This window comes from Actinomadura sp. NPDC048955, from assembly GCF_040649435.1.
GTDB lineage: Bacteria > Actinomycetota > Actinomycetes > Streptosporangiales > Streptosporangiaceae > Spirillospora > Spirillospora luteofluorescens.
The window spans coordinates 24871-48094 of the sequence record NZ_JBEZJI010000066.1 but is presented as its reverse complement, the minus strand read 5'-3'; the positions used below and the strand labels follow the sequence as shown (position 1 = coordinate 48094).

Annotated in this window: 19 protein-coding genes; 8 read left to right on the top strand and 11 right to left on the bottom strand. The window is 72.4% G+C overall.

What is annotated here, in order from left to right; translation table 11 throughout:
* Nucleotides 1-106: 106 nt before the first annotated feature.
* Both AB0C84_RS38585 and AB0C84_RS38580 read right to left on the bottom strand, forming a co-directional pair.
* Complete coding sequence (locus AB0C84_RS38585) at nt 107-616, bottom strand: aldo/keto reductase (RefSeq protein ID WP_361075896.1); 510 nt, start codon at nt 614-616, stop codon at nt 107-109.
* The gene (locus AB0C84_RS38580) at nt 553-1104 is read right to left on the bottom strand and encodes an aldo/keto reductase (RefSeq protein WP_361075893.1); all 552 of its coding nucleotides are present in this window, start codon (nt 1102-1104) and stop codon (nt 553-555) included. The genes AB0C84_RS38585 and AB0C84_RS38580 overlap by 64 nt, the downstream gene beginning before the upstream one ends.
* 101 nt (nt 1105-1205) lie before the next feature.
* On the opposite strand from AB0C84_RS38580, the gene AB0C84_RS38575 reads away from it, so the two are divergent.
* The gene (locus tag AB0C84_RS38575) at nt 1206-2192 is read left to right on the top strand and encodes a methyltransferase dimerization domain-containing protein (RefSeq protein ID WP_361075891.1); all 987 of its coding nucleotides are present in this window, start codon (nt 1206-1208) and stop codon (nt 2190-2192) included.
* Nucleotides 2189-2926: an SDR family NAD(P)-dependent oxidoreductase gene (locus tag AB0C84_RS38570; protein WP_361075888.1), complete on the top strand. Its 738-nt coding sequence runs from the start codon at nt 2189-2191 to the stop codon at nt 2924-2926. The genes AB0C84_RS38575 and AB0C84_RS38570 overlap by 4 nt, the downstream gene beginning before the upstream one ends.
* 71 nt (nt 2927-2997) lie before the next feature.
* On the opposite strand, the gene AB0C84_RS38565 is transcribed toward AB0C84_RS38570, so the two are convergent.
* A complete protein-coding gene (locus AB0C84_RS38565) occupies nt 2998-3678 on the bottom strand; it encodes a GntR family transcriptional regulator (RefSeq protein ID WP_361075885.1) in 681 nt (226 codons plus the stop codon).
* A gap of 50 nt (nt 3679-3728) precedes the next feature.
* On the bottom strand, nt 3729-4460 hold the full coding sequence (locus tag AB0C84_RS38560) for an alpha/beta fold hydrolase (protein WP_361075883.1): 732 nt from the start codon (nt 4458-4460) through the stop codon (nt 3729-3731).
* 204 nt (nt 4461-4664) lie between these two features.
* On the opposite strand from AB0C84_RS38560, the gene AB0C84_RS38555 reads away from it, so the two are divergent.
* Genes AB0C84_RS38555 through hpaD form a run of 4 tightly spaced genes read left to right on the top strand, consistent with a single transcriptional unit; the run spans nt 4665 to nt 9595 of the window.
* A complete protein-coding gene (locus AB0C84_RS38555; protein WP_361075880.1) occupies nt 4665-6113 on the top strand; it encodes a fumarylacetoacetate hydrolase family protein in 1449 nt (482 codons plus the stop codon).
* 1 nt (nt 6114) lies between these two features.
* Nucleotides 6115-7035, top strand: a complete 921-nt coding sequence (gene dapA, locus AB0C84_RS38550; RefSeq protein ID WP_361075877.1) for a 4-hydroxy-tetrahydrodipicolinate synthase — start codon at nt 6115-6117, stop codon at nt 7033-7035.
* Nucleotides 7036-7076: 41 nt separating this feature from the next.
* Complete coding sequence (hpaE, locus tag AB0C84_RS38545; protein ID WP_361075874.1) at nt 7077-8573, top strand: 5-carboxymethyl-2-hydroxymuconate semialdehyde dehydrogenase; 1497 nt, start codon at nt 7077-7079, stop codon at nt 8571-8573.
* Nucleotides 8574-8581: 8 nt separating this feature from the next.
* Nucleotides 8582-9595, top strand: coding sequence for a 3,4-dihydroxyphenylacetate 2,3-dioxygenase (hpaD, locus tag AB0C84_RS38540; protein WP_361075871.1), 1014 nt, complete (start codon nt 8582-8584; stop codon nt 9593-9595).
* 18 nt (nt 9596-9613) lie between these two features.
* Here hpaD and dinB read toward each other — a convergent pair whose 3' ends face one another.
* The 3 genes from dinB to AB0C84_RS38525 form a co-directional block, all read right to left on the bottom strand.
* Nucleotides 9614-10789: a DNA polymerase IV gene (gene dinB / locus AB0C84_RS38535; RefSeq protein WP_361075868.1), complete on the bottom strand. Its 1176-nt coding sequence runs from the start codon at nt 10787-10789 to the stop codon at nt 9614-9616.
* A 121-nt stretch (nt 10790-10910) separates the two neighbouring features.
* Nucleotides 10911-13835 (bottom strand): glycoside hydrolase family 48 protein, encoded by a 2925-nt coding sequence (locus AB0C84_RS38530; protein ID WP_361075865.1) that lies wholly within the window; start codon nt 13833-13835, stop codon nt 10911-10913.
* A 110-nt stretch (nt 13836-13945) separates the two neighbouring features.
* A complete protein-coding gene (locus AB0C84_RS38525; RefSeq protein ID WP_179848561.1) occupies nt 13946-14983 on the bottom strand; it encodes a LacI family DNA-binding transcriptional regulator in 1038 nt (345 codons plus the stop codon).
* 294 nt (nt 14984-15277) lie between these two features.
* Here AB0C84_RS38525 and AB0C84_RS38520 point away from each other — a divergent pair, with 294 nt between their 5' ends.
* Together AB0C84_RS38520 and AB0C84_RS38515 are read left to right on the top strand one after the other, a co-directional pair.
* On the top strand, nt 15278-16768 hold the full coding sequence (locus AB0C84_RS38520; protein ID WP_361075862.1) for a cellulase family glycosylhydrolase: 1491 nt from the start codon (nt 15278-15280) through the stop codon (nt 16766-16768).
* A 43-nt stretch (nt 16769-16811) separates the two neighbouring features.
* Nucleotides 16812-18542 (top strand): glycoside hydrolase family 6 protein, encoded by a 1731-nt coding sequence (locus tag AB0C84_RS38515; RefSeq protein ID WP_361075860.1) that lies wholly within the window; start codon nt 16812-16814, stop codon nt 18540-18542.
* 151 nt (nt 18543-18693) lie between these two features.
* Here AB0C84_RS38515 and AB0C84_RS38510 read toward each other — a convergent pair whose 3' ends face one another.
* The 4 genes from AB0C84_RS38510 to AB0C84_RS38495 form a co-directional block, all read right to left on the bottom strand.
* Complete coding sequence (locus tag AB0C84_RS38510) at nt 18694-19773, bottom strand: lytic polysaccharide monooxygenase (RefSeq protein WP_361075857.1); 1080 nt, start codon at nt 19771-19773, stop codon at nt 18694-18696.
* Between the two features lie 103 nt (nt 19774-19876).
* A complete protein-coding gene (locus AB0C84_RS38505; protein WP_361075854.1) occupies nt 19877-20704 on the bottom strand; it encodes a carbohydrate ABC transporter permease in 828 nt (275 codons plus the stop codon).
* A complete protein-coding gene (locus tag AB0C84_RS38500) occupies nt 20701-21705 on the bottom strand; it encodes a sugar ABC transporter permease (RefSeq protein WP_179848556.1) in 1005 nt (334 codons plus the stop codon). Before AB0C84_RS38500 ends, AB0C84_RS38505 begins: the two co-directional genes overlap by 4 nt.
* Nucleotides 21702-23000, bottom strand: a complete 1299-nt coding sequence (locus AB0C84_RS38495; protein WP_361075851.1) for an extracellular solute-binding protein — start codon at nt 22998-23000, stop codon at nt 21702-21704. The genes AB0C84_RS38500 and AB0C84_RS38495 overlap by 4 nt, the downstream gene beginning before the upstream one ends.
* Nucleotides 23001-23224: the final 224 nt, after the last annotated feature.

The window sequence follows — 23224 nt, the reverse complement described above, 5'->3', positions numbered from 1 at the left end:
GGCTCCACTTCTACAATCACCACCGCGCCCACTCCGCCATCGGAGACCAGCCACCGATCACCCGGCTGACCAACCTCCCTGGACATCACACCTAGGGCGCCCGGCGTCAGGCGCGGACGGGGGCGTCGGTGCCCCAGGACGCCGACGGGTCGACCACGTCCCGGTCCAGCCACAGCCCGGCGAGGGCGGCGCGCAGCTCGTCGCCGCGCCGGGCGCACAGGGCGAGGGCGGCGAGGTTGTCCTCCAGCTGCGCCGGCCTCGTGACCCCGACCAGGACGTTCGCCACCGCGGGGTTGGCCAGGCAGTACGCGATCGAGAGCTGCGCGGGCGTGGCGCCGAAGCGCTCGGCGATCCGCCCGACCTCGGGAACGACGGCGCGGATCCGGTCGCGGATCCCTCCCGGGTCGGCGCCGATCTTGCGCTCGGGGTGCAGCCTGCCGGCGAGGATGCCGCCCTCCAGGACGTCCGACGCCTGCAGGGCGAGGCCCTCGCCGGTGAACAGCGTCCCGAACGGCACCCCCTCGGGCACGGACCGGCGGACCAGGCTGTACTTCAGCTGCGCGAACGAGGGCGGCACCAGGCCCTCGGCGGCGGCGAACCGGCAGGCGAACAGCACGTCCCCGGCCGACCAGTTGTTGACGCCCCAGTGCGCGAACCCGCCCGCGCGCGCACCTGCTCGGCCACGTCCGTCACCACGGCGCGCAGGTCCGGGCGCTCCATGAAGTCGCCGACCACGACCATGTCGGCGCGGTCGGTGCCGATGCGGTCGAGAGAGACCCGCATCTGTTCGGCGAACGAGGACGCGGGGTACTCCCAGAGCCAGAGCTTTCCGCACAGCATGTAGTCCTCGCGCGCGAGGCCGGCGTCGCGTACGGCCTGCCCGAACAACACGTCCGTCTGGGCGTTCTCAGCGTGCGGGCCGAAGTCGTAGTGCGCGACGTCGAACAGGTCGACGCCCCGGTCGACGGCGAGGCGCAGCAGTTCGGCCGCGTCGTCGCGGTCCATGCGGTCCCAGGTGTTCCAGGAGCCGAGCGCCAGGAGCGGGACCTCGGGGCCGCCCACGCCGAGGCGCCTGCGCGGCGCCCGTTCTGCGAACTCCATCATGACCTCCGATGAGGAAGATCGGCCGTGGGCCGGGCCCCCTGGCCGCTGACGCAACGATCGTATAGCATCTGGCATATTCTTACCTGAAGGAGACCACTTCCATGGCGCATTCCTCTCCGGACCCCTCGGGCATCCTCGGCGTCGCCACCGGCTACATGGCCGCCAAGCAGCTGTTCGCGGCGAGCGAGGCGGGCGTGTTCGCCGCGCTCGCGGGCGGCCCGGCCACCGCGGCCGAGCTGGCCGGCCGGGCCGGGATGCCGGAGCGCACCGCCCGCATCCTCGGCGACGGGCTCGCCGGCCTCGGGCTGCTGGCGCGGGAGGACGGCCGCTACGCCAACTCCCCCGCCACCGCGGCCTACCTGTCCGGTGAGGGCGACGGCGTCGACCTGCGCCCGTTCCTGGCCTTCCTGGACGCGATCAGCTACCCGCACTGGCTCGGCTTCGGGGCGACCACGGCCAGCGCCGAGCCGCAGCCGCTCGACCTGACCGGTGACCGGATGCGGACGTTCATGAACGGCGTGATGACCTACAACGCGCTGCACGCCAGGATGCTCGCGGAGAACTTCGACTTCACCCGCTACTCCCGGATCCTGGACTACGGCGGCCTGTCCGCCGCGTTCCTCGTCGAGGCGCTCCGCTCGGCCGGGCAGGCGCACGGAACGTTCCTCGCGCCCGGCCAGTTCACGGAGTTCGCCCGCAAGGCCCTGCTCGACGCCGGTCTCGGCGGACGCAGCGAGGTCGTGGAGGCCGACCCGCTCACCGGGGACGTCCCCGAGGGGTTCGACCTCATCCTGCTGGAGCACGTCGTCCACCGCTTCGACGCCGAGCGGAACAAGGCGATGATCCGCCGGGCCCGGCAGGCCGCCGCCCCCGGCGGCACGCTCGTCCTGCTCGACTTCTTCCTGGACGACGACCCCGGCCAGCGCGTCATCGACGCCCTGCACGCGGGCGAGTACCTGGTCATCGACGGGACCGTCGTCTACCCCGAGGCCGAGGTGCGCGTCTGGCTGACCGCCGCGGGCTGGGAGCCCGTGGAGACCCGCGCCCTGCCCGCCAGCCCGCGCGTCATCGTCGCGGAGGCCCGGTGAGCGCCGGGCGCGTCGTCCTCGTCACGGGTGGCGCGAGCGGCATCGGCCGCGCCGTCGCCGCCGCGTTCGCCGCCGCCGGCGACCGCGTGGCGATCGCCGACCGGGACGCCGGGGCCGCCGCGCGCGCCGCCGGGGAACTGGACGTCCGCGCCGTCACCATGGACGTCACCGACGCCGCCTCGGTCACCGCGGGCGTCGCGGAGGCGACCGCGGCGCTCGGCCCGATCGAGGTGCTGGTCAACAACGCCGGCGTGGTGGCGGGCGGCGGCCCGCTGGTCTCTCTGCCCCTGGAGGTGTTCGACACGGTCGTCGCGGTCAACCTGCGCGGCACGTTCACCGTCACCCAGGCGGTCGCCGGCCAGATGATCGAGAGCGGCACGCGCGGCCGCATCGTCAACATCAGCTCGATCGGCGCCCGCCAGCCCACCGCCGGCCTCGGCCACTACGAGGCCACCAAGGCGGCCGTTGACGCCCTCACCCGCACCGCCGCGCTGGAGCTCGCCGGCCACGGCATCCGGGTCAACGGCGTCGCGCCGGGGCCCGTCCACACGCCGATGACGGCCGGGCTGATGGACGACCCGCAGGCCCGCGCCGCCTGGGAGTCGCGCATCCCGCTCAGCAGGATCGCCACGACGGACGACATCGCCCCGCTGGTGCTGTTCCTCGCCTCTGACCAGGCGAACCACATCACCGGCGCGGTCATCCAGGTGGACGGCGGCCAGCTGCTCGTGTAGCCGGCGTTCAGGACTCGGACGCGCCGTTCCCCATCCCTCGCCCGGTGGGAACGGCGCGTCCGGCCTTCAGGTCACTTGTGCGGGACGGGGTGCGCGCTGTGGAGCGCGTCGGCGGTGGCGTTCTTGTGGGCGCAGGCGATGCGCTCGATCTCGGCCGGGTCGCCGCCCCCGGTGATGAGGTCGAGGATGTGCCCGTGCTCGACCACGGAGCGGCGGGCGCGGCCGGGGACGTAGCTGAAGGTCGAGCGGCGCATGTGGTCCAGCCGGGTCCACTCGGCTTCGAGCAGGGAGCGCAGGTGCGCGTCCGGGCAGTGCTCGTAGATCGAGAAGTGGAACTCGCGGTTGAGCGCGGTGAACGCGGTCGGGTCGAACTCCTCCAGCGCCTCCACCATCCGGTCGTTGATCTTGCGGGCGGCGTCGATGTGCGCGGCCGTCATGAGCGGCGCGGAGATCGCGGTGGCGTAGCCCTCCAGCCGGGCGAGGATCTGCAGCGTGTGCTCGACCTGCTCGGCGTCGAAGACCGCGACGCGGGCGCCGACGTTGCGCACCACCTCGACGAGCCCGTCGGACTGCAACCGGCGCAGGGCCTCGCGCAACGGGATCGTGCTGACCCCGGTCTCCTGGGCGAGCTGGTTGATGACCAGCCGGTATCCGGGCACGTAGGTGCCTTCGAGAATGCGCGACCGCAGCAGCTCGTAGCAGAACTCGGCCTTGCTCTCCTTGGTCTGGTCCTGCTTCCTCGCGGCACTCACCCGGTTCTCCTCATCCTCGGCCCGCACCCCGGACGTGTTCGCCGGCCCGGTCACCGCGACAGCGCGTCCAGGACGGCCACACGCCAGTGCGGCCCGCCCGGCACCTCGTGGTGGGCGCCGGGCACGGTGACCAGTTCCGCCTCGCCGAGCTCCTCGGCGAGCCGGCCGATTCCTCGTGTCAACTCATCATTCTCTCCGACGACGAAGACGGGAAGAACCTTCGCGTTCCACGGGCCGCCCTCGAACGGCGTCGCGCGCAGGCCCTCGACGCAGAGCGCGAGCCCGGCGGCGCGGTCGCCCTGCGCCCTGACCATGGCCGCGATGGCGCCGGTGAACGGGTCGTCGCACTCCGTGCCCTCGTGGACGGCGCGCCGCAACGCGTCGATGTCGACGGCGGTGAAGGGCTCGACGGGGCTCAGACCGCCCAGGACGGCGCGCTCCATCCGCCCCGGCGCGGCCGACGGCAGCTCCCACGCGATCCTGGCGCCGAGCGAGTAGCCGACCGCGTCGAACGTCTCGGCCCCCGCCCGGTCCAGGACCGCCACCAGGGCGGCGGCGACGGCGGGCGCGGTGGCCTCGCCCGCGGAGGCGGGCGCCGCGCTGTCCCCGTGTCCGGGCAGGTCCGGGACGATGACGGACCGCCCAACCGCGGTCAGGGCGTCGACCATCCCGGTCTCGATCCAGTCGGCCCGCCCGTCGGAGCCGAAGCCGTGGACGAGCAGCACGGGCGGGGCGTCCGCCGGGCTGTCCGGCGTGAACGTGCGAACGGCGAGGTCGCGCATCCGTCAAGCACCTCCTAGAGGATTTCGCATACGATTTGCGATCGTACTGCACGGGGGCTTCGTCCCCCGTCGCGTCCGGCCCCCGATTGGAACGATCGAAGTCGGGATGGCCCTGCTCTCGTCATCGTGCATGACTTCATATACGATTTCTTCGTGACCTCGTCCGCGAGGTCCGGTCCCGTCCCGTCACAGGAGAGAGCCCCCGTGCCGCACCCCCTGGGCAGCCGGCCCTCGAAGATCATCGCCGTGCACCTCAACTTCCCCTCGCGGGCGAAGGAGCGCGGCCGGATCCCCGCCGAGCCGTCCTACTTCCTCAAGCCGCCGTCCTCGCTCGCCGGGACGGGCGACCCGCTGAACCGCCCCGCGGGCTGCGAGCTGATGACCTTCGAGGGCGAGATCGCCCTGGTCGTCGGCCGGCGCGCGCACCGCGTCGCGCCGCGGGACGCCTGGGAGCACGTCGGCTGGGTGACGGCCGCCAACGACGCCGGCGTGCACGACCTGCGCTACGCCGACCGGGGCTCCAACCTGCGCTCCAAGGGCTCGGACGGCTTCACCCCCCTCGGGCCCCGGCTTCTCGACGCGCGCGGCCTGGACCCGCGCGCGCTGCGCGTCCGCACCTGGGTGAACGGCGAGGTCGTCCAGGACGACACCAGCGACACGCTCCTGTTCCCCTTCGCCGACCTGGTCGCCGACCTCTCCCGGCTGGTCACCCTCGAAGCCGGGGACGTCATCCTCACCGGCACCCCCGCCGGCGCCTCCGTCGTCTCCCCCGGCGACGTCGTCGAGGTCGAGGTGACCGCCGGGACCGCCACCACCGGGCGCCTGTCCAACACGGTCGCCGACGCGGACCCGCTTCCCGGGTGGGGCGCCATGCCCCGGGTCGACGACGCCGTCCGGGCCGACGCCTGGGGCCCGGCCCACACGCGCGAGCCCGTCCTGGACGAGGCGACCGCGACCGCGCTGCGGAGCCTGTCGACCGCCACGCTCAGCTCCCAGATGCGCAAGCGCGGCCTCCAGCACATGACCGTCGACGGCGTCCACCCGGCGGGCGGCGCGGTGAAGATGGTCGGCACCGCGCACACGCTGCGCTACCTGCCCCTCCGCGAGGACCTGTTCGAGCGGTACGGCGGCGGCATGAACGCCCAGAAGCGGGCCGTCGAGGAACTCCGACCGGGCCAGGTGCTGGTCATGGACGCGCGCCGCGACGCCTCCTCCGGCACGATCGGCGACATCCTCGCGCTGCGCGCCCTGCGGCGCGGCGCGGCGGGGGTCGTCACCGACGGCGGGCTCCGCGACAGCGCCGCCGTCGCCGGACTGGACCTGCCGGTCTTCCACGCGGGCGCGCACCCGGCCGTGCTCGGGCGCCGCCACGTCCCCTGGGACACCGGGCTGCCGATCGCCTGCGGGGGCGCGCTCGTCCAGCCCGGCGACGTCCTGGTCGGCGACGCCGACGGCGTCGTCGTCATCCCGCCGGACCTCGTGCGCGGGCTCGCCGAGGACGCGGCCGAGCAGGAGGCGCAGGAGCGCTTCATCGCCGAGCGCGTCGCCGCAGGCGAGCCCGTCGAGGGCCTGTACCCGCTCGGGCCGCGCCGGCGGGAGGCCTACGAGGCCTGGCGCCGCGCCGGCCGACGAACCCCGACCGAGGAGCGATGAGTTGAAGTTCCGCACCGATCCGGCCGCGATCCGCGGGTCGATCGCGCCCGTCGTCACACCGTTCACCGCCGCCGGCGCCGTCGACCACGACGCGCTGCGCGGGCTGGTCCGCTGGCAGTTGGAGTCCGGCTCGCACGGGATCTCGCTGGGCGGCTCCACCGGGGAGCCGAGCAGCCAGACCACCGCCGAGCGGATCGCCGCGATCCGCACCGCCGCCGGCGCGGTCGCGGACCGCGTCCCGTTCCTGCCCGGCACCGGCTCGGCGAAGCTGGAGGAGACGCTGGAGATCACCGCCGCGGCCCGCGACGCCGGCGCCGACGCCGCCCTGGTGATCACCCCGTACTACGTGCGGCCCACCCAGCGGGCCCTGTACGACTGGTACGCGACCGTGGCGCGCGAGTTCCCCGACCTGCCGCTGGTGATCTACAACGTGCCGTCCCGGACGGCCGTGGACATCGCGCCCGAGACCGTCCGGCGGCTGTTCGCCGACTTCGACAACGTCGTCGGGATCAAGGAGACGACCAAGGACTTCGAGCACTTCTCCCGCGTCCTGCACGCCTGCGGGCCCGAGCTGCTCGTCTGGTCCGGCATCGAGCTGCTGTGCCTGCCGCTGCTCGCCCTCGGCGGCGCCGGGTTCGTCAGCGCCGTCGCCAACCTCGCGCCCGCCGCGGTCGCCCGCATGTACGAGCTGTGGACGGCGGGCGACCACGCCGCCGCCCGCGACCTGCACTACCGGCTGCACCCCCTCGTGGACCTGCTGTTCGTCGAGACGAACCCGGCGCCCGCCAAGTGGGTGCTGGAGCGGCAGGGCCGCATCCCCTCCGGGCACGTCAGGCCGCCCCTCGCCGCGCCCTCCGACGAGGCGCGGGCGCGCATCCGCGTCCTGCTCGACCAGGGCGGCGACCTCACCGCGGGGATCTGACCCGCCGCCCAGCCTCCCGCACCGAACCGGAAGAGAGCACGATGTCCCTCCCCTCCTCCCCCGCCCGCCCGGCCGGGCTGCCGGACCGCATCCGGCACTGGATCGGCGGCGCGTACGCCGACAGCGCCGACGGCGCGGTCTTCGACGTCGCCGACCCCGTGTCCAACACCCGCTACACCACCGCCGCCGCGGGCGGGCCAGCCGACGTCGACCGGGCCGTGGCCGCGGCCCGCGCGGCGTTCCCCGCCTGGGCGGCGCTCGGCAACCGCGAGCGCGCCTCCATCCTCGTCCGCGTCGCCGACGCCGTCGAGGCGCGCGAGGACCGCCTCGCCGAGCTGGAGTCCTTCGACTCCGGGCTGCCGATCACCCAGGCGCGCGGCCAGGCCCGCCGCGCCGCCGAGAACTTCCGCTACTTCGCCGACGTGATCGTCGCCCTCGGCGAGGAGGCCTACCGGGTCGGCGACACCCAGCTCAACTACGTCGTGCGGACGCCCGCGGGCGTCGCCGGGCTGATCACCCCGTGGAACACCCCGTTCATGCTGGAGAGCTGGAAGCTCGCCCCGGCGCTGGCGTCCGGCTGCACGCTCGTGCTGAAGCCCGCCGAGTGGACGCCGCTGTCGGCGGGCCTGTGGCCGGAGATCCTCACCGAGGCGGGCGTGCCCGCCGGGGTGGTCAACATCGTGCACGGCATCGGGGAGGCCGCCGGGCAGGCGCTCGTCGACCACCCGGACGTGCCGCTGCTGTCGTTCACCGGCTCCACCGACACCGGGCGGCACATCATGCGGTGCTCCGCCGACGGCCTGAAAGCGCTGTCCATGGAGCTCGGCGGCAAGTCCCCCGTCGTGGTGTTCGCCGACGCCGACCTGGAGGCGGCGCTCGACTCGGTCGTCTTCGGCGTCTTCTCGCTCAACGGGGAGCGCTGCACGGCCGGATCCCGCGTGCTCGTGGAACGCCCCGTCTACGAGGAGTTCACCCGGCGGCTCGCCGAGCGCGCCGAGAAGGTGCGGGTCGGGCTCCCGTCCGACCCCGCCACCGAGGTCGGCGCCCTCGTCCATCCGGAGCACTACGCGCGGGTCCTGGAGTACGTCGAGGTCGGCCGGCGGGAGGCCAGGCTGGTCGCGGGCGGCGGCCGCCCGGGGCACCTGCCGGAGGGCAACTACCTGCAGCCCGCCGTGTTCACCGACGTCCCGCGGGACGCCCGGATCTTCCAGGAGGAGATCTTCGGCCCGGTCGTGGCCGTCGCGCCCTTCGACGACGAGCGCGAGGCGGTCGAACTGGCCAACGCCACCCGCTACGGGCTCGCCGCCTACGTGTGGACCGACGACCTGCGCCGCGGCCACCGCATCGCCCACGAAGTCGCCTCGGGTATGGTCTGGATCAACTCGCACAACGTCCGTGACCTGCGCACCCCCTTCGGAGGGGTGAAGGACTCCGGGCTCGGCCGCGAGGGCGGCGCGCACAGCATCGACTTCTTCTCCGAATCCAAGATCGTGCACGTCATGCTCGGCGAGGTGCACACGCCCCGCTTCGGCGCCTAGGAGCAACCATGAGCACACCTCCCGACGTGATCCGCTCCGCGTACGCGCAACTGGCCGTCACCGACCTGGCCGCCGCCCGCTGGTTCTGGGTCGACATGCTGGGCCTGCACGTCCAGCACGAGGACGCCGGCGCCCTGTACCTGCGCGGCACCGACGAGCTGACCCACCACTCCCTCGTCCTGCGCTCCGGGCCCGTCGCCGCCCTGGACCACATCGCCTACCGGGTGCGGACGCCCGAGGACGTCGACCGCGCCGAGCGGTTCTTCGCCTCCCTCGGCCGGCCCGTCCGGCGCGTCCCCGCCGGGACCGGGACCCACGGCGTCGGCGACGCCGTCCGCGTCGTCGACCCGCTCGGCTTCACCGTGGAGTTCTTCCACGACATCGCCCGTGGTGAGCGCCTCATCCAGCGCTACGACCTGCACCGCGGCGCGCAGATCGCCCGCCTGGACCACTTCAACATCTGCACGCCCGACATCCCCGCCGCCTACGCGCACTACACCTCCCTCGGCTTCGGCTGCTCGGAGACGATCGAGGGCGACGAGCACGAGCTGTACGCGGCGTGGATGTACCGCAAGCAGACCGTCCACGACGTGGCGTTCACCGGCGGCGCGGGGCCCCGGCTGCACCACGTCGGCATGGCGACGCACGAGTCCCACCAGGTGCTGCGCACCGCCGACGTGTTCGGCTCCCTGCGCAAGGAGCACCACATCGAGCGCGGCCCCGGGCGGCACGGCGTCTCCAACGCCTTCTACGTCTACCTCCGCGACCCCGACGGGCACCGGGTCGAGATCTACACCTCCGACTACTACACGGGCGACCCGGACCACGAGACGTTCCGGTGGAACGTGCACGACGACCGCCGCCGCGACTTCTGGGGCAACGCCGTGATCGAGTCCTGGTACAAGGAGGCCAGCCCCGTCCTCGACCTGGACGGGCACCTCCAGCCGATCTCGGAATCGGTGCTGGACGAGTCCGCCGTCCAGGTCGGGGCGGACGGCCTCGGCATCGTCGAGCCGTCCTGACGGCCCGGCCGGGCCGGCTCAGTCGGGCAGCAGCGGCACCGGGTCGCCCTGGTCCCGGCCGAGCAGCACGGCGCGGGTGATGGCGGACGAGCCGAACCGGTCCCGGACGCCGTCGACCGCGCCGTCCACCGCCATCGCCTGGTCGAAGGGCAGGGTGAGCTGGACGGCCCGGTCGTCGTGCAGGTTGCCGAGCGAGAGGCCGATCAGCGTCAGCCCGCGCTCGTCGACCAGCGGCATGGCCGCGGCGAGCAGGCCCCGCGCCGCCGCCAGGAAGGCGGAGGTCTCGGCGGTGGCCTGGGCCAGCGTGTGCGAGCGCGTGGCCCGGGCGTAGTCGCCGAACCGCAGCCGGAGGGTGACCGTCCGGCAGACGCGGCGGGCCTTGCGCAGCCGGCCGCCGAGCCGGTCGGCCAGCCCGACGAGCATCGCGTCCAGCTCCGCCGCCGTGCGGGGACGCCGGCCGAGCGCCCGCTGCGCCCCCATCGACCGCCGCCGCACGCCCGCCCGCACGGGGCGCGGGTCGCGGTTGTGCGCCAGCGCGTACAGGTGGCGGCCCGCCCCCGGGCCGAGCATCGACACCAGGGTGGACTCCGGCATGCCGGCCACGTCCCCGACCGTCCGCACGCCGAACCCGGCGAGCTTGGCCGCGGTCGCGGGCCCCACGCCCCACAGCCGCCGCACCGGCAGCGGGCGCAGGAACTCCAGCTCGCCGTCCGGCGGCACCACCAAGAGCCCGTCGGGCTTGGCGACGCCGCTGGCGACCTTGGCGAGGAACTTGGTGCGGGCCACCCCGACCGTGATCGGCAGCCCGACCTCCTCGGCGATCGCGCGCCGCAGCCGGACGGCCACGTCGACGGGCGGGCGGCGCAGCCCGTCGGCGTCGAGGAACGCCTCGTCGATCGACAGGCCCTCCACCAGTGGCGTCGTGGCGCGGAACACCGCGAAGACCGCCTTGCTCGCCGCGCTGTAGGCGCTCATGCGCGGCCGGACGACGACCGCCCGCGGGCACAGCCGGCGGGCCTGCCCGCCGCTCATCGCCGTGCGCACGCCGCAGGCCTTGGCCTCGTAGCTCGCCGCCAGCACCACGCCCGTCCCGACGATCACCGGCCGCCCCCGCAGCGCGGGGTCGTCCCGCTGCTCGACCGACGCGTAGAACGCGTCCAGGTCGGCATGCAGGATCGTCGCACCGGCGGACACGAACATATGTTCGCATACACGGGCGTCGCCGCTGGTGGCGGCCCCCATGGACGAGCGGAGGGCCCGCCGCGGCGGACGTCGCGACGGGCCCTCGTGCGGATGGGTCACTCGTGCGGATGGGTCACTCGTTGAAGAGGCGGCCGTAGTCGGCCATGGCCAGGGCTATGTCGGCCTGGGCCCAGAAGCGGTGGTAGGTGAACACCGGCGCCGTGGAACTCTGGCCGCTGGCGTACGCCCAGACGCGCGCGTAGTCGGGGTCGCTCTTGTAGAAGGAGCGGATGGACATGAAGGTCGAACTGGAGTTGATCGGGTCGCCGTTCGGCATCTTGCCGCTCCAGCCGGAGGGGACGTAGACCGGGTCGGTGAGGCGCTTGTAGTCGGACCGGGTCTCCTGCACGGAGACGCCCTTGGCGTCGGTGTGCTTCCAGATGGCGTCGAGCAGGTCCTTGGCGGCCTGCTTGGCGGCCGCGTCACCGGACTTGGCGGCGTAGTACGCAAGGGTCTTGGCGTACGCGGCGGCCACGCCGACGTCGTCGGTGTAGTCCTGCACCGAGACGTGCAGGCCGGTGTTGGCGGGCGGCATCCCGGTGGCGGCCGACCAGTTCGCGTCCGGCTGCCCGGTCCACTTGAGGGTGGACGGGATCTTGATGCCGCCGGTGGACGGGTCGACCGTCGTCTGCGACAGCGCCCAGGAGACCCACTTGTCGAGGATCGCCTTGGCGGACGCGTCGCCGGTGACCTGGTAGTACTCGGCCACGCGCTCCATCGACCACGCCTGGAAGCCGAACCACTGGTTGCTCGGCGGGTCGTGGTAGACGGGCTGCCAGTCGTAGGCCATGCCGAAGAACTCGGTCAGGCCGGCCGGGGGCGCGCTGTAGCTGCCCTCCCAGCTGTTGGTGACGCCTCCGGCGATCGCGCCCTCGGCGGACTGGAGCCACTTGTAGAGCTGGAGCTGCCGGGTGAGGCTCTTGCCCCAGTCGGCCTTGGCCGTCGCGCCCTTGGGCGCGAGCGCGGCGTCGTTCACCAGGGCGTAGGCGGCCAGGGGGTTCTGGTAGCCGAAGTGCGAGGCGCCGTCGCCGATGCGCCACGCCCAGCCGGCGTTCGTGTCGTTCGCGCCGCCCCACGCGTAGTACCAGGACAGCAGGTAGTGCTCGCTGTCCTTGCCCGACCCGGCCGGGCAGGACGAGGGCGAGTCGCAGTCACCGATCTTCTTGAAGTACTTGTCGAAGAACGAGTACCGCAGGTAGTCGCCCATCTTGCCCGCCTTGGCCACGGTGGACGAGACGTCACCGGACTTGCCCTGGTCCTTGGCCCAGGCGTTCGCCCAGTACGCGGCCTGGATGGCGCGGGCGTCGGCGTCGGGCGCGTCGGTGAACTTCCACTGCTTGGCGTAGGACGAGTCCTTGATGAACAGGTCGAGGTAGCCGTTGGTGCCGCCGAAGGCGAACTTGTCGCACGTCGGCTGCGGGACGGTCTCGAACACCGACTCCTGCGCACCGCGCTGGTAGGTGTTGATGTAGGAGGGGCCGTCCGCGCTCGGGCCCTGCTCGCAGCCGCCGCCGGGCGTGTTGCCGTACCCGTAGACGTTGTCCACGTCCTGCAGCCAGTGCATGCCGTAGATGTCGTCGGTGCCGTAGGCGGACTTCAGCTCGCTCGCGATCGGGTCCTGGCCGACGGGGACGCTGCCGTCGATCAGCGACGGGTAGTCGCTCACCTCCGGGTGCTCGGCGGCGTAGGTGGCGGGCTTGGAGGCGTTGTAGAACGAGTTCGTCGGCTGGTCCGCGTGCGTCGGGATCATGTACTTCTCCATCAGCGCCCAGGAGGCGTTGAAGGGGGCCCAGTTCTGCGTGACCTTGCCGTACATGGCCTCCAGCCAGATGAGGTAGCTGTAGGCCTCCGACGTCGTCTCGTGGCCGTGGTCGGGGGCCTCGACCATGAACGTCTCCACCGAGTGGTACGGGATGCCCTCGGGGCTGAAGTAGCCGTTCGCCGGGTCCTTGATCTTGTTGTACTGGTCGAGGAACCGCTGGGTGTAGGTGCCGCCGGAGTTCGCCACCTCGGTCGCGGTGACCTTGGCCGCCGCGTAGCCGGACGCGGTGGAGGTGAAGGTCGCCTGGCCCGTCCCGGAGGCGTCCGCGGTGATCGTCACGTTCTGGGCGGTGGACCAGTTCTGCGGCGTGAAGGTCAGCGTCCCGCCGCCGGTCACCGACAGGCCGGTGTTGCCCGCGGTCCGGGTCGTCGTCACGGTCACCGTCGTGGACGGGGCCTGCGACAGCTTCACCGCGTACGCGGCCTTGGCGCCCTGCGCGACGGTCAGCGCGGCCGGACTCGCCACGACGCTCGCCGCGGCCGTCACCGTGACGCCCACCGGCGCCGACTCGGCCGTCGCTCCGGTGCTGTCGGTCACCCTCGCGTAGACGGAGTAGGAACCGGCCGCGGTGGGCGTCCAGGTCATCCCGTACGGGGCGGTGGTGTCGGCGGCGCCGAGCGACCCGTCCTGGTCGAAGAACTCGACCTTGGACACGGTCGCGCCGGACCCGGCCGCCGCGGTGGCGGCGATCGGCACCGCGGCGCCCACCGAGTACGTCGCGCCGGCGGACGGGCTCGTCAGCGCCACCGTCGGGGCGGACGAGCTCTGGTTGCACGGGGTGCCGTTGAGGCTGAACGCGGTGGGGTCGGTGTTCGTCCCGCTGTAGGTGAACTGCGCGCCGACGTTCACCGAGGCGCCGGAGGCGAGCGTCCTGTTCCAGCTCTCGTTCTCGGCGGTGACCTGCCGGCCCGACTGCGACCACTTCGCCGACCAGCCGCTCGCCAGCTTCTGGTCGCCCGAGTAGGCGTAGGTCAGCTTCCAGCCGTCGAGCGCGTCGCCCTGGTTGGTGATGTCGATGCTCGCGGTGAAGCCGCCGCCCCAGTCGTTCTTCTTGTAGACGACCTTGCACGCCGCCGCGGCGGCGTGCGCCGGGGCCATCACGCCCAGGCCGCCGCACAGCAGGGCCAGCGTCGCGCTCACCGCCGTGAACGCGCGCCATCGTTGGTGTCTTCTCACCTGTGTTCCTTCCTGTCGCGCCCGGCGTCCGGGCATGGCGGTCTCCACCACCGGCGGTGCACGGCGGTGGTGGTGATGCGAAGGGCGGGGGCCGCTCCGGCCCCGGTCCGTCAGCCGGACTCCCGGATGATCAACTTGGTGCGCAGCACGACGCCGCGCTCGGTGTTCGGCCTGCCACCGGTGCAGGCGCGCAGCTCGCGCGCCAGCCGGGCGCCGAGGTCCTCGGCCGGCTGCCGGACGGTCGTCAGCCGGGGGCGGACCTGCTGGGCGACCGGGGCGTCGTCGAACCCGACGACCGCGACGTCGTCGGGGACGCGGCGGCCCGCCCGGCGCAGCGCGCTCAGCGCGCCGACCGCCATCTGGTCGGACGCGGCGAGCACGGCGTCGACGTCCGGCCGGCGCTCCAGCAGGCGGCGCATCGCGCGCTCGCCGGACAGCCGGCCGAAGTCGCCCTGGCAGACCAGCCCGTTGACGCCCATCCCGGCCTCGCGCGCCGCGAGCCGGTAGCCGGCGAGCCGGTCCACGGCGGCGCCCATGTCGGCCGGCCCGGTGATGGTGCCGATCCGGCGGCGGCCCGAGGCCAGCAGGTGCCGGACGGCGGCGTGCGCGCCGCCCCGGTTGTCGACGTCGACGTACGGCAGCGCCACCTCGTCGAGGGGGCGCCCGGCGAGCACCACCGGGGCGCCGGCGGCGGCCTGCACGAGCGGGGCGACCTGGTCGCGGCGGGCGCCGACGAGCAGCACGCCCTCGGCCCGCCCGCCGCGCAGGTAGCCGGTGGTCGCCCGCCACTCGTCCGCCCGGCCGGCCATAAGGAGGACGAGCGGCGCGCGGCCGCCGAGCTCGCGGCGCACGCCCCACAGCAGGCGCGCGAAGAACGGGTCGCCGAGGACGCGGCAGCCGTCCTCGCAGACGACGGCGGCGATGGTGCCGGACGACTCCCGGTCGGGAGGGCCGCTGCGGCGCCGGACGTAGCCGAGCCGCTCGACCGCCGCCTCGACCTGGAGGCGGGCCGCCCTGCTGACGCGCGCGGACCCGTTCAGCACGCGTGACGCCGTGGCCGGCGAGACGCCGGCCAGCTGCGCGACGTGGGCGAGGGTGGGCGGTCGGTCGGGGAGGGCGGGGTCGTGCGGGGGGTGGGTGACGGTCACGCTTGCGGCACTCCCTTCGGGGGTTCCCGGCCTTTCGAGGGGGTGGACCGGGTCGGGAGTAGTGGGAGCGCTCCCAAGAATCTGTTCGAAGGCGCATCGTGTCAAGGGGTCGCGAGGAAACCGAATTCGGGGACCGCCCGGACCCGCCGCTCACCGCGCGCGCAAGGCGCCGTGAAATTTCGTGAAAGGAATGGAACAAGGCTTCCCTCCCGCGTCCGAGCCGTTCTACGTTCACCGCAGTCCAGGAGTGGGAGCGCTCCCAAGCTCTATCGTCCGACGTGAAGGCGGAGATCCATGAGATCGCTTTCCCCGCGCACCGCCGTGGTGGCCGCGCTGACCGGCGCGATCTGTGCCGCGGGCTCGCTCGTCGCGGGCACCGGGACCGTGCTCGGCGCGCCGCCGGCCCGCGCCGCGGTCGCCTGCGAGGTCGGCTACACCGTCAACGACTGGGGCACCGGCTTCACCGCCGCCGTCACGATCACCAACCGGGGCCCGGCCGTGAACGGCTGGACGCTGACGTACTCCTACACCGGGAACCAGCGCCTCACCGGCGGATGGAACGGCCGGTGGACGCAGTCCGGCAAGACCGTCACGGTCGCCAACGAGAGCTGGAACGCGGCCCTCGCGACCGGAGCGTCCGCGCAGGCCGGAGCGCACTTCGCCTACAGCGGCGCGAACGCCGCGCCGACCGCCTTCGCGCTCAACGGGACGGCCTGCAACGGCGGCGGCGAGCCCACCGATCCCCCGACCACTCCCCCGCCCGGCGGCCCCGCCCCCAAGCTGAAGGTCTCCGGCAACGGGTTCGTGGACGCCGCCGGCGCCGCGGTGCGCCTGCGCGGGGTGAACCGTTCCGGCGGCGAGTTCGCCTGCGTCCAGGGGAACGGCATCTGGGACGGCCCGATGGACGCGGCCTCGGTGGCCGCGATCAGGAACTGGAATGTCAACGCCGTCCGGGTGCCGCTCAACTCCGACTGCTGGCTGGGCTTGGACAACGTCGATCCCGCCTACCGCGGAACCGCCTACCAGAACGCCGTCAGGAATTACGTGGGGCTGCTCGAAGAGAACGGCATCACGCCCATCCTGGAACTGCACTGGAGCCGCGGATTGTGGACGGGCTATGACAGCCATTGCCAGACCGCGGCCGCGGAATGCCAGAAACCGATGCCGGACGCCCAGTACGCGACGGAATTCTGGAAGCAGCTTGCCACCACCTACAAGGGCGACACGGCGGTCGTGTTCGACCTGTTCAACGAGCCTTACCCGAACAACCTCCAGACCATGGACTACGCCCAGTCGTGGAAGTGCTGGCGCGACGGCGGCTCGGCCTGCACGGGCCTGACCTACGAGGCGGCCGGGATGCAGGACCTCCTCGACGCCGTCCGCGCCACCGGCGCGCAGAACGTCGTCATGGTCGCGGGCAGCAGCTACTCCAACGACCTCGGCCAGTGGCTCGCCCAGAAGCCGTCCGACCCCACGGGGAACCTGGCGGCCGCGTGGCACTCCTACAACTTCAACTACTGCAAGGACGCGTCCTGCTGGGACCAGCAGATCGCGCCGGTGGCCGCGCAGGTCCCGCTCGTCGCCGGCGAGATCGGCGAGAACACCTGCGGCCACTCCTACGTCGACTCGCTCATGGCCTGGCTGGACGCGCGCGGAGCGTCCTACCTCGGCTGGACGTGGAACACCTGGGACTGCTCCAGCGGCCCGTCGCTGATCAGTTCCTACGACGGCACCCCGACCGCCTACGGCGCCGGACTGCGCGACCACCTGCGCTCCGCCCGCTGAGCCCCCCGCAAGAAGCCCACCCCAACCAGATGGAGGAATCCGGATGAAACACCCCCCCGCGCGCAGCGGCCGCGGCGCCCTGCGCCGCGGCGCGGCGGCCGCCTCGGTGGCCGCGCTGCTCGCCTCAGGCACGGTCGCGCTGGCCCAGGCCCAGGCCAGCGCGGCCGCCGGCTGCAAGGTCGACTACACCACCAACGACTGGGGTACGGGCTTCACCGCCTCGGTGACGGTCACCAACCTCGGCGACCCGATCAGCGGCGGCTGGACGCTGGAGTGGGACTTCGCCGGCGACCAGCAGGTGACCTCGGGCTGGAACGGGACGTTCGCGCAGTCCGGCAAGCACGTCACCGTGAAGAGCCCGAGCTGGGCCCAGACGCTGGCGACCAACGCGACGGCCAACCCCGGCTTCCAGGGCACCTACTCCGGCACCAACCAGGCACCGGCCCAGTTCAAGCTGAACGGGACCGTCTGCACCGGGTCGGCGGGACCGACCGACCCGCCCACCGACCCGCCCACCGATCCGCCTCCGGGCAACCGCGTCGACAACCCCTACGCCGGGGTGAAGGCGTACGTGAACCCCGAGTGGTCGGCCAAGGCGGCGGCCGAGCCCGGCGGCAGCGCGGTGTCCAACCAGCCGACCGGCGTGTGGCTGGACAGGATCGCCGCGATCCAGGGGGCGAACGGCTCCATGGGCCTGCGCGCCCACCTCGACAAGGCCCTCGACCAGGGCGCCGGTGTGGTCCAGCTCGTCGTCTACGACCTGCCCGGGCGCGACTGCTCCGCGCTGGCGTCCAACGGCGAGCTCGGCCCGGACGACCTCGACAAGTACAAGACGCAGTTCATCGACCCGATCGCGGGGATCCTCGGCGACGCGAAGTACGCCGGCCTGCGGATCGTCACGGTCGTGGAGATCGACTCGCTGCCGAACCTCATCACCAACGCCGGGGGCCGGCCGACCGCCACCCCGGACTGCGACACCATGAAGGCCAACGGCAACTACGAGAAGGGCGTCGCCTACGCGCTGCAGAAGCTCGGCGCCCTCTCCAACGTCTACAACTACCTCGACGTCGGCCACCACGGCTGGATCGGCTGGGACGACAACTTCGCCCCGACCGCGCAGCTGCTCGCCACCGTCGCGCAGGCGTCCGGCTCCAAGGGCAACGTCGCCGGGTTCATCACCAACACCGCCAACTACGGAGCCCTGCAGGAGCCGTACTACACCATCAACGACAGCGTGAACGGCACGTCCGTCCGCCAGTCCAAGTGGGTCGACTGGAACCGGTACGTCGACGAGCTGTCCTACGCGCAGGCGTTCCGGCAGGAGCTCGTCAAGGACGGGTTCGACTCGGGCATCGGCATGCTGGTCGACACGAGCCGCAACGGCTGGGGCGGCGCGAACCGCCCGACCGGCCCCGGCCCGAAGACCAGCGTGGACGCCTACGTGGACGGCAGCCGGACCGACCGGCGCATCCACCTCGGCAACTGGTGCAACCAGGCGGGCGCGGGCCTCGGCGAGCGGCCCAAGGCGGCCCCCGCCGCCGGCATCGACGCCTACGTGTGGATGAAGCCCCCGGGCGAGTCGGACGGCGCCAGCAAGGAGATCCCGAACGACGAGGGCAAGGGCTTCGACCGGATGTGCGACCCCACGTACACCGGCAACCCGCGTAACAACAACAACATGAGCGGCGCGCTGGCGGACGCCCCGCTGTCCGGGCACTGGTTCTCCGCCCAGTTCCAGGAGCTGCTCAAGAACGCCAACCCGCCCGTCCGGTAACCGGCCACCACGGAAACGGCCCCGTGACCCCGCTCCGGTCACGGGGCCTCTCCCGTCCTGGGGGTGCCCCGGAGTGGAGCGGGGTTTCCCGGAAAGGGAGCGGCCCGCGGCGTCCCCTGTCGGACGCCGCGGGCCACGTTCCGTTCTGACCTCAGGAGGTCATGCAGTGGGGTTCGAGCGCGGTCGGGGAGCTCGGCGCCTTCACCGTGAACCCGAACGTGGTCGACGCGCCCACGGCGAGAGCACCGTTGTAGTTCGCGTTCTTGACCGTGACGTCCGGGCCGGACTGCGTGTAGGTGCCGTTCCACAGGCTGTCGACCGTCTCGCCGTTGGCGAAGGTGAAGTGGGCCATCCAGCCGGCGAGCGGGAGCGTGCCGGTGTTGGTGACGGTGATCTCGCCCTGGTAGCCGCCGTTCCAACCGCCGATGGAGCGGTACCCGGCCTTGCAGACCTTGCCCGGGTCGCCGGGCGGGTCCGTGGGCGGGTCGGTGGGCGGGTCGGTCGGTCCGCCTCCGTTCTCGCCGACGCCGGTCACCTCGCCGTTGCCGCCGTCGAAGACGACGTCGGAGCAGCCGTAGAACGTCTCGTTGCTGTCCGAGCGCTGCCACACGGTGTAGAGGAGGTGGCGGCCGCTCTTGCCGGACGGCAGCCTGGCGTTCCAGTGGTAGTAGGCGTCCTCGTTGCCGGGCGAGCCGACGCTCGGCGGGTCGGTGACGCTGTAGAACGGCTGGTCCTCCAGGTCGTCCCAGCTGAGGGGCCTGGTCGGGCTCCAACTGTCCTTGGTGATATAGGTGCGGAACGTTCCGGGATGGGCCGCCCACTTGTTGTAGCGGAACTCGATGTCGGCGCCGGAGGTCAGGTGCGTGACCGGCCAGTCGTCGCGGGCGAGGTCGTAGCCGCTGAAGTCGTAGACGACCGCGCCGCCGCTGCACAGCTTCCCGTCGGGGATGAAGCCGCGGGTGCGGCCGGCCCCGTCCGAGCGCAGGACGGCGAACCAGTTGTAGAGCGAGTTGGGGCCGCTCTGCGCGACCGCCGCCGCGCAGGCCGGGTTGTGCGGGACGATCTGCCCGGTCGTGCTCAGGCCGTCCTTCCAGCACAGGTAGGTGCGGCTGCCGGGCACCATCATCGCGCCGTGCGCGGACGCCGGCGCGGCCGTCAGCAGCGCGCCGGCGATCATCGCGGGGCCGAGCACCGCCCCCGCGGCCAGTGCCCTTCGTCTTCGCTTGCCCATGTTCCTCCCGTCACCGGGCCGAGGAGAGTCCTGTCCAGCGGACGCTAACCCCGCCCCGCGCGGCCGGTGAACGGGCCTTTCAGGCTTTCATCGGCCGCGGGGCTCAGCCCTTCGTGGCGCCCGCGGTGAGACCTCCGATCAGCTGGCGCTCGGCCACCGCGTAGAAGGCGACGGCAGGCACCATCGCCAGCACGATGTAGGCGATGACGAGCGCGTAGTTCGTCGAGTACTGCCCCTGGAACTGCTGGATGCCGACGGGGATCGTCTGCCACTTCGGGTCGGCCAGGACGAGCAGCGGGAGGAAGAAGTTGTTCCAGCTCGTCACGATGGCGAGGACGGACACCGTACCGAGGGCGGGCCTGGCCATCGGCAGCAGGATGCGCCAGAAGAACCCGAACCGGCTGCAGCCGTCCATGATGGCGGCCTCCTCCAGCTCCGCGGGGATCGTCCGGAAGAACGAGCGCAGGATGATGATCGTGATGGGCAGCGCGAACGCGGCCTGCGGCAGGACGACGCCGAGCGGGTCGTCCAGCAGCCCGAACGAGCGCAGCAGGACGAACAGCGGCAGCACCGCCACGGCGGGCGGGAACATCAGGCCGGCCGCGAACAGCGTGAAGAAGAACTCCCGGCCCCGGAAGGCGTAGCGGGCGAAGGCGAACGCGGCGAGCGCCGCCGCCGCGACGGTGAGCACCGTGGTGGCCACGGCGATCATCACGCTGTTGCCGATCTGCCGCCAGAAGTCGCCGGACGACAGGATGCCCGTGTAGTTCGACACCTTCCAGGGCGAGGGGAGCCCGACCGGGTCCGTGGTGAGGTCGCCCGTGGTCTTGAAGCCGGAGACGACCGCGTACAGCAGCGGCACGACGATGAAGGAGCCGAGCACCCAGACCAGGGTGTGCCGGGACGCGCTCCGCGCGAGGCCGGCCCTCATCGGCGGCCTCCCGCGGAGGTGACGGCGCCCTGCAGGTCGCGGCGCAGCGCGTAGCGCTGGTAGAGCAGGGAGAAGACCATGCTGATGAGGAACATGGCCACGCTGATCGCGCTCGCGTAGCCCATCTGGTACCGCTTGAACCCGAACTGGAACATGGTGACGGCCATCGTCTCCGTGGAATGCGTCGGCCCGCCGGTCGTGGTGACCCACACGAGGTCGAACAGCTGGATCGAGCCGATGACGGACAGGAACACGCTGATCCGCAGCGTCGGCGCGAGCAGCGGCAGCGTGACGCCGCGGAATCTCCGCCACGGGCCGGCCCCGTCGATCGAGGCCGCCTCCAGCACCTCCGGCGGGATGCCCTGCAGCCCGGCGAGGTAGATCATCATGTGGAAGCCGAAGTACTTCCAGGTCATGACGGCGAACAGTGTGGGCAGCGCGGTGCCGGCGTCGGAGAACCAGCCGCCGGCGAGGCCGCCGACGAGCGGCAGGTCCCGGACGAGCGTGTCGGCGAGCCCGGTGCCCGGCAGGAAGATGATGCCGAACAGCACTCCGGCGATCACCTCGGACAGGATGTAGGGCGCGAAGAAGACCGCCCGGTAGACGGCGCGGCCGCGCATCCGCTGGTTCAGCAGGACGGCCGTGCCGAGCGCGACCGGCAGCTGGACGGCGATCGACAGGACGACCAGGAAGAGGCCGCGCCACAGGTCGCCGCGGAAGACGGGGTCGCCGGCCAGCTTCCGGTAGTTGTCCAGGCCGGCGAAGTCCTCCGGCCGGCCGAAGCCGCCCCAGGTGAAGAAGCTCGTGTAGAACGCGACGAAGATCGGGATCAGCACGAAGAACAGGAACAGCAGCAGCGCCGGGAGGAGGAACCAGGTGGCGGACATCCAGCCGCGCAGCCGCCGCCCCGCCGGCGCGCCGCGGGCCCGCCCCCGCGGGGCCCGCACGGCGGGCCGCGGCCGGTCGTCGGTCGGGGCGGACCCGCGGAACGTGGAGGTCATTGGCTCTTGGCCGCCTTGGTGACCTGCCGGGTGACCTCTTCCGGAGTGCCCTTGCCGCCGACGAGGGCGGCGACGCTGTCGTTGACCTGCTGCCCGACGGCGGGCGGGAAGGCCTGGTCCAGGTAGAGCTGGAACCCGCTGGAGCCGTCCAGCGCCTGCGCGACCTGCTTGCGGTTCGGGTCGTCGAGCGCGCTCTCGGCTCCCTTGACGACGGGCATGAAGGCGCCCGAGGAGACGAGCTTGCGCTCGTTCTCGGCGTTCATCAGGAACGTCAGGAAGTCCAGTGCCTCCTTGGGGGCGCCCTTGCTGAGCGCGTGGCCGTTGCCGCCTCCGAACACGTCGGTCACCGCGCCCTGGCCTCCGTCGACGGTCGGGAAGGGGAACCAGCCGAGGTCGTCGCCGATGCCCTTGCCGGAGGCGTCCTTCTCCACCGACGGGGCCCACTGCCCCATCAGCTCCATGCCGGCCTTCCCGGCGCCCATGGTGGCGGCCTGGCCGCCGGGCGCGTCGTAGCCGGCGTTCTGGAAGCCGCTCTGGAAGGGCTGGAGGTCGACCAGTTCCTTGAGGTGCTGTCCGGCCTGGACGAACGCCGGGGCGGTGAAGTCGCTGGACTTGGCGGCCTGTTCCATCGCGGGCATGCCGCCGACGCGCATCGCCAGGTAGGCCCAGTAGTAGTGGCCGGGCCACTTGTCCTTGCCGGCCAGCGCGACGGGGGTGACCCCGGCGCCCTTCAGCTTGCGGACGGCGTCCAGGAACTCCGCCCAGGTCTTCGGGGTGTCCTCGATCCCGGCCTTGGCGAAGTGCCGCTTGTTGTACCAGAAGCCCACCATTCCCATGTCGTACGGGACGGCGTAGGTCTTGCCGTCGAACTGGTAGGCCTTCTGCGACACCGGCGTGATGGTGCCGAGCAGGCTCGCCCCGTCGGAGGTGAGGTCCTTCACCAGCCCCGCGTCGATCTGCTGCTTGAGCACGCCGCCGCCCCACGTCACGAAGACGTCCGGCAGTTTCCCGGAGGCGACCAGCGCCGTCATCTTCGACTTGTAGGCCTCGTTCTCCAGGTTGGTGAGCTTGATCCTGACGTTCGGGTGCGCGGCCTCGTAGGCCTTGGCGATCTGCGGATAGAGCGACTTGGACGGCTCGGTCGTCGCGATGTCCATCCACTCGACGGTCACCTTGCCTCCCGATCCGGAGTCGCCGTCGCCGCAGGCGGCGAGCAGGGGCGCGGCGGCGGCCAGGACGGCGCCCGCGGAGACTGCGGTGAGGAGGGAACGGCGCGACAGCGGTGGGATGCCCATGATGGCCTCCTGGATCGGGGGTGGGCTCGGCCGGGAGCGGTGGGACGGGACCGCTCGTTCGAAACTTTTCGAAATTCTTCGGGCTTGCCGTTGCCGTGGAACTCTAAGAAAGGGCCCCCTCACGGTCAAGGCTTCGACCGCGAGTGACCTAAATGAAACGCTTGATAACTCCTGGACCGGGACTAGGAGCGAGCGAAACATTGCGATACTGTTCGCAATCGTTT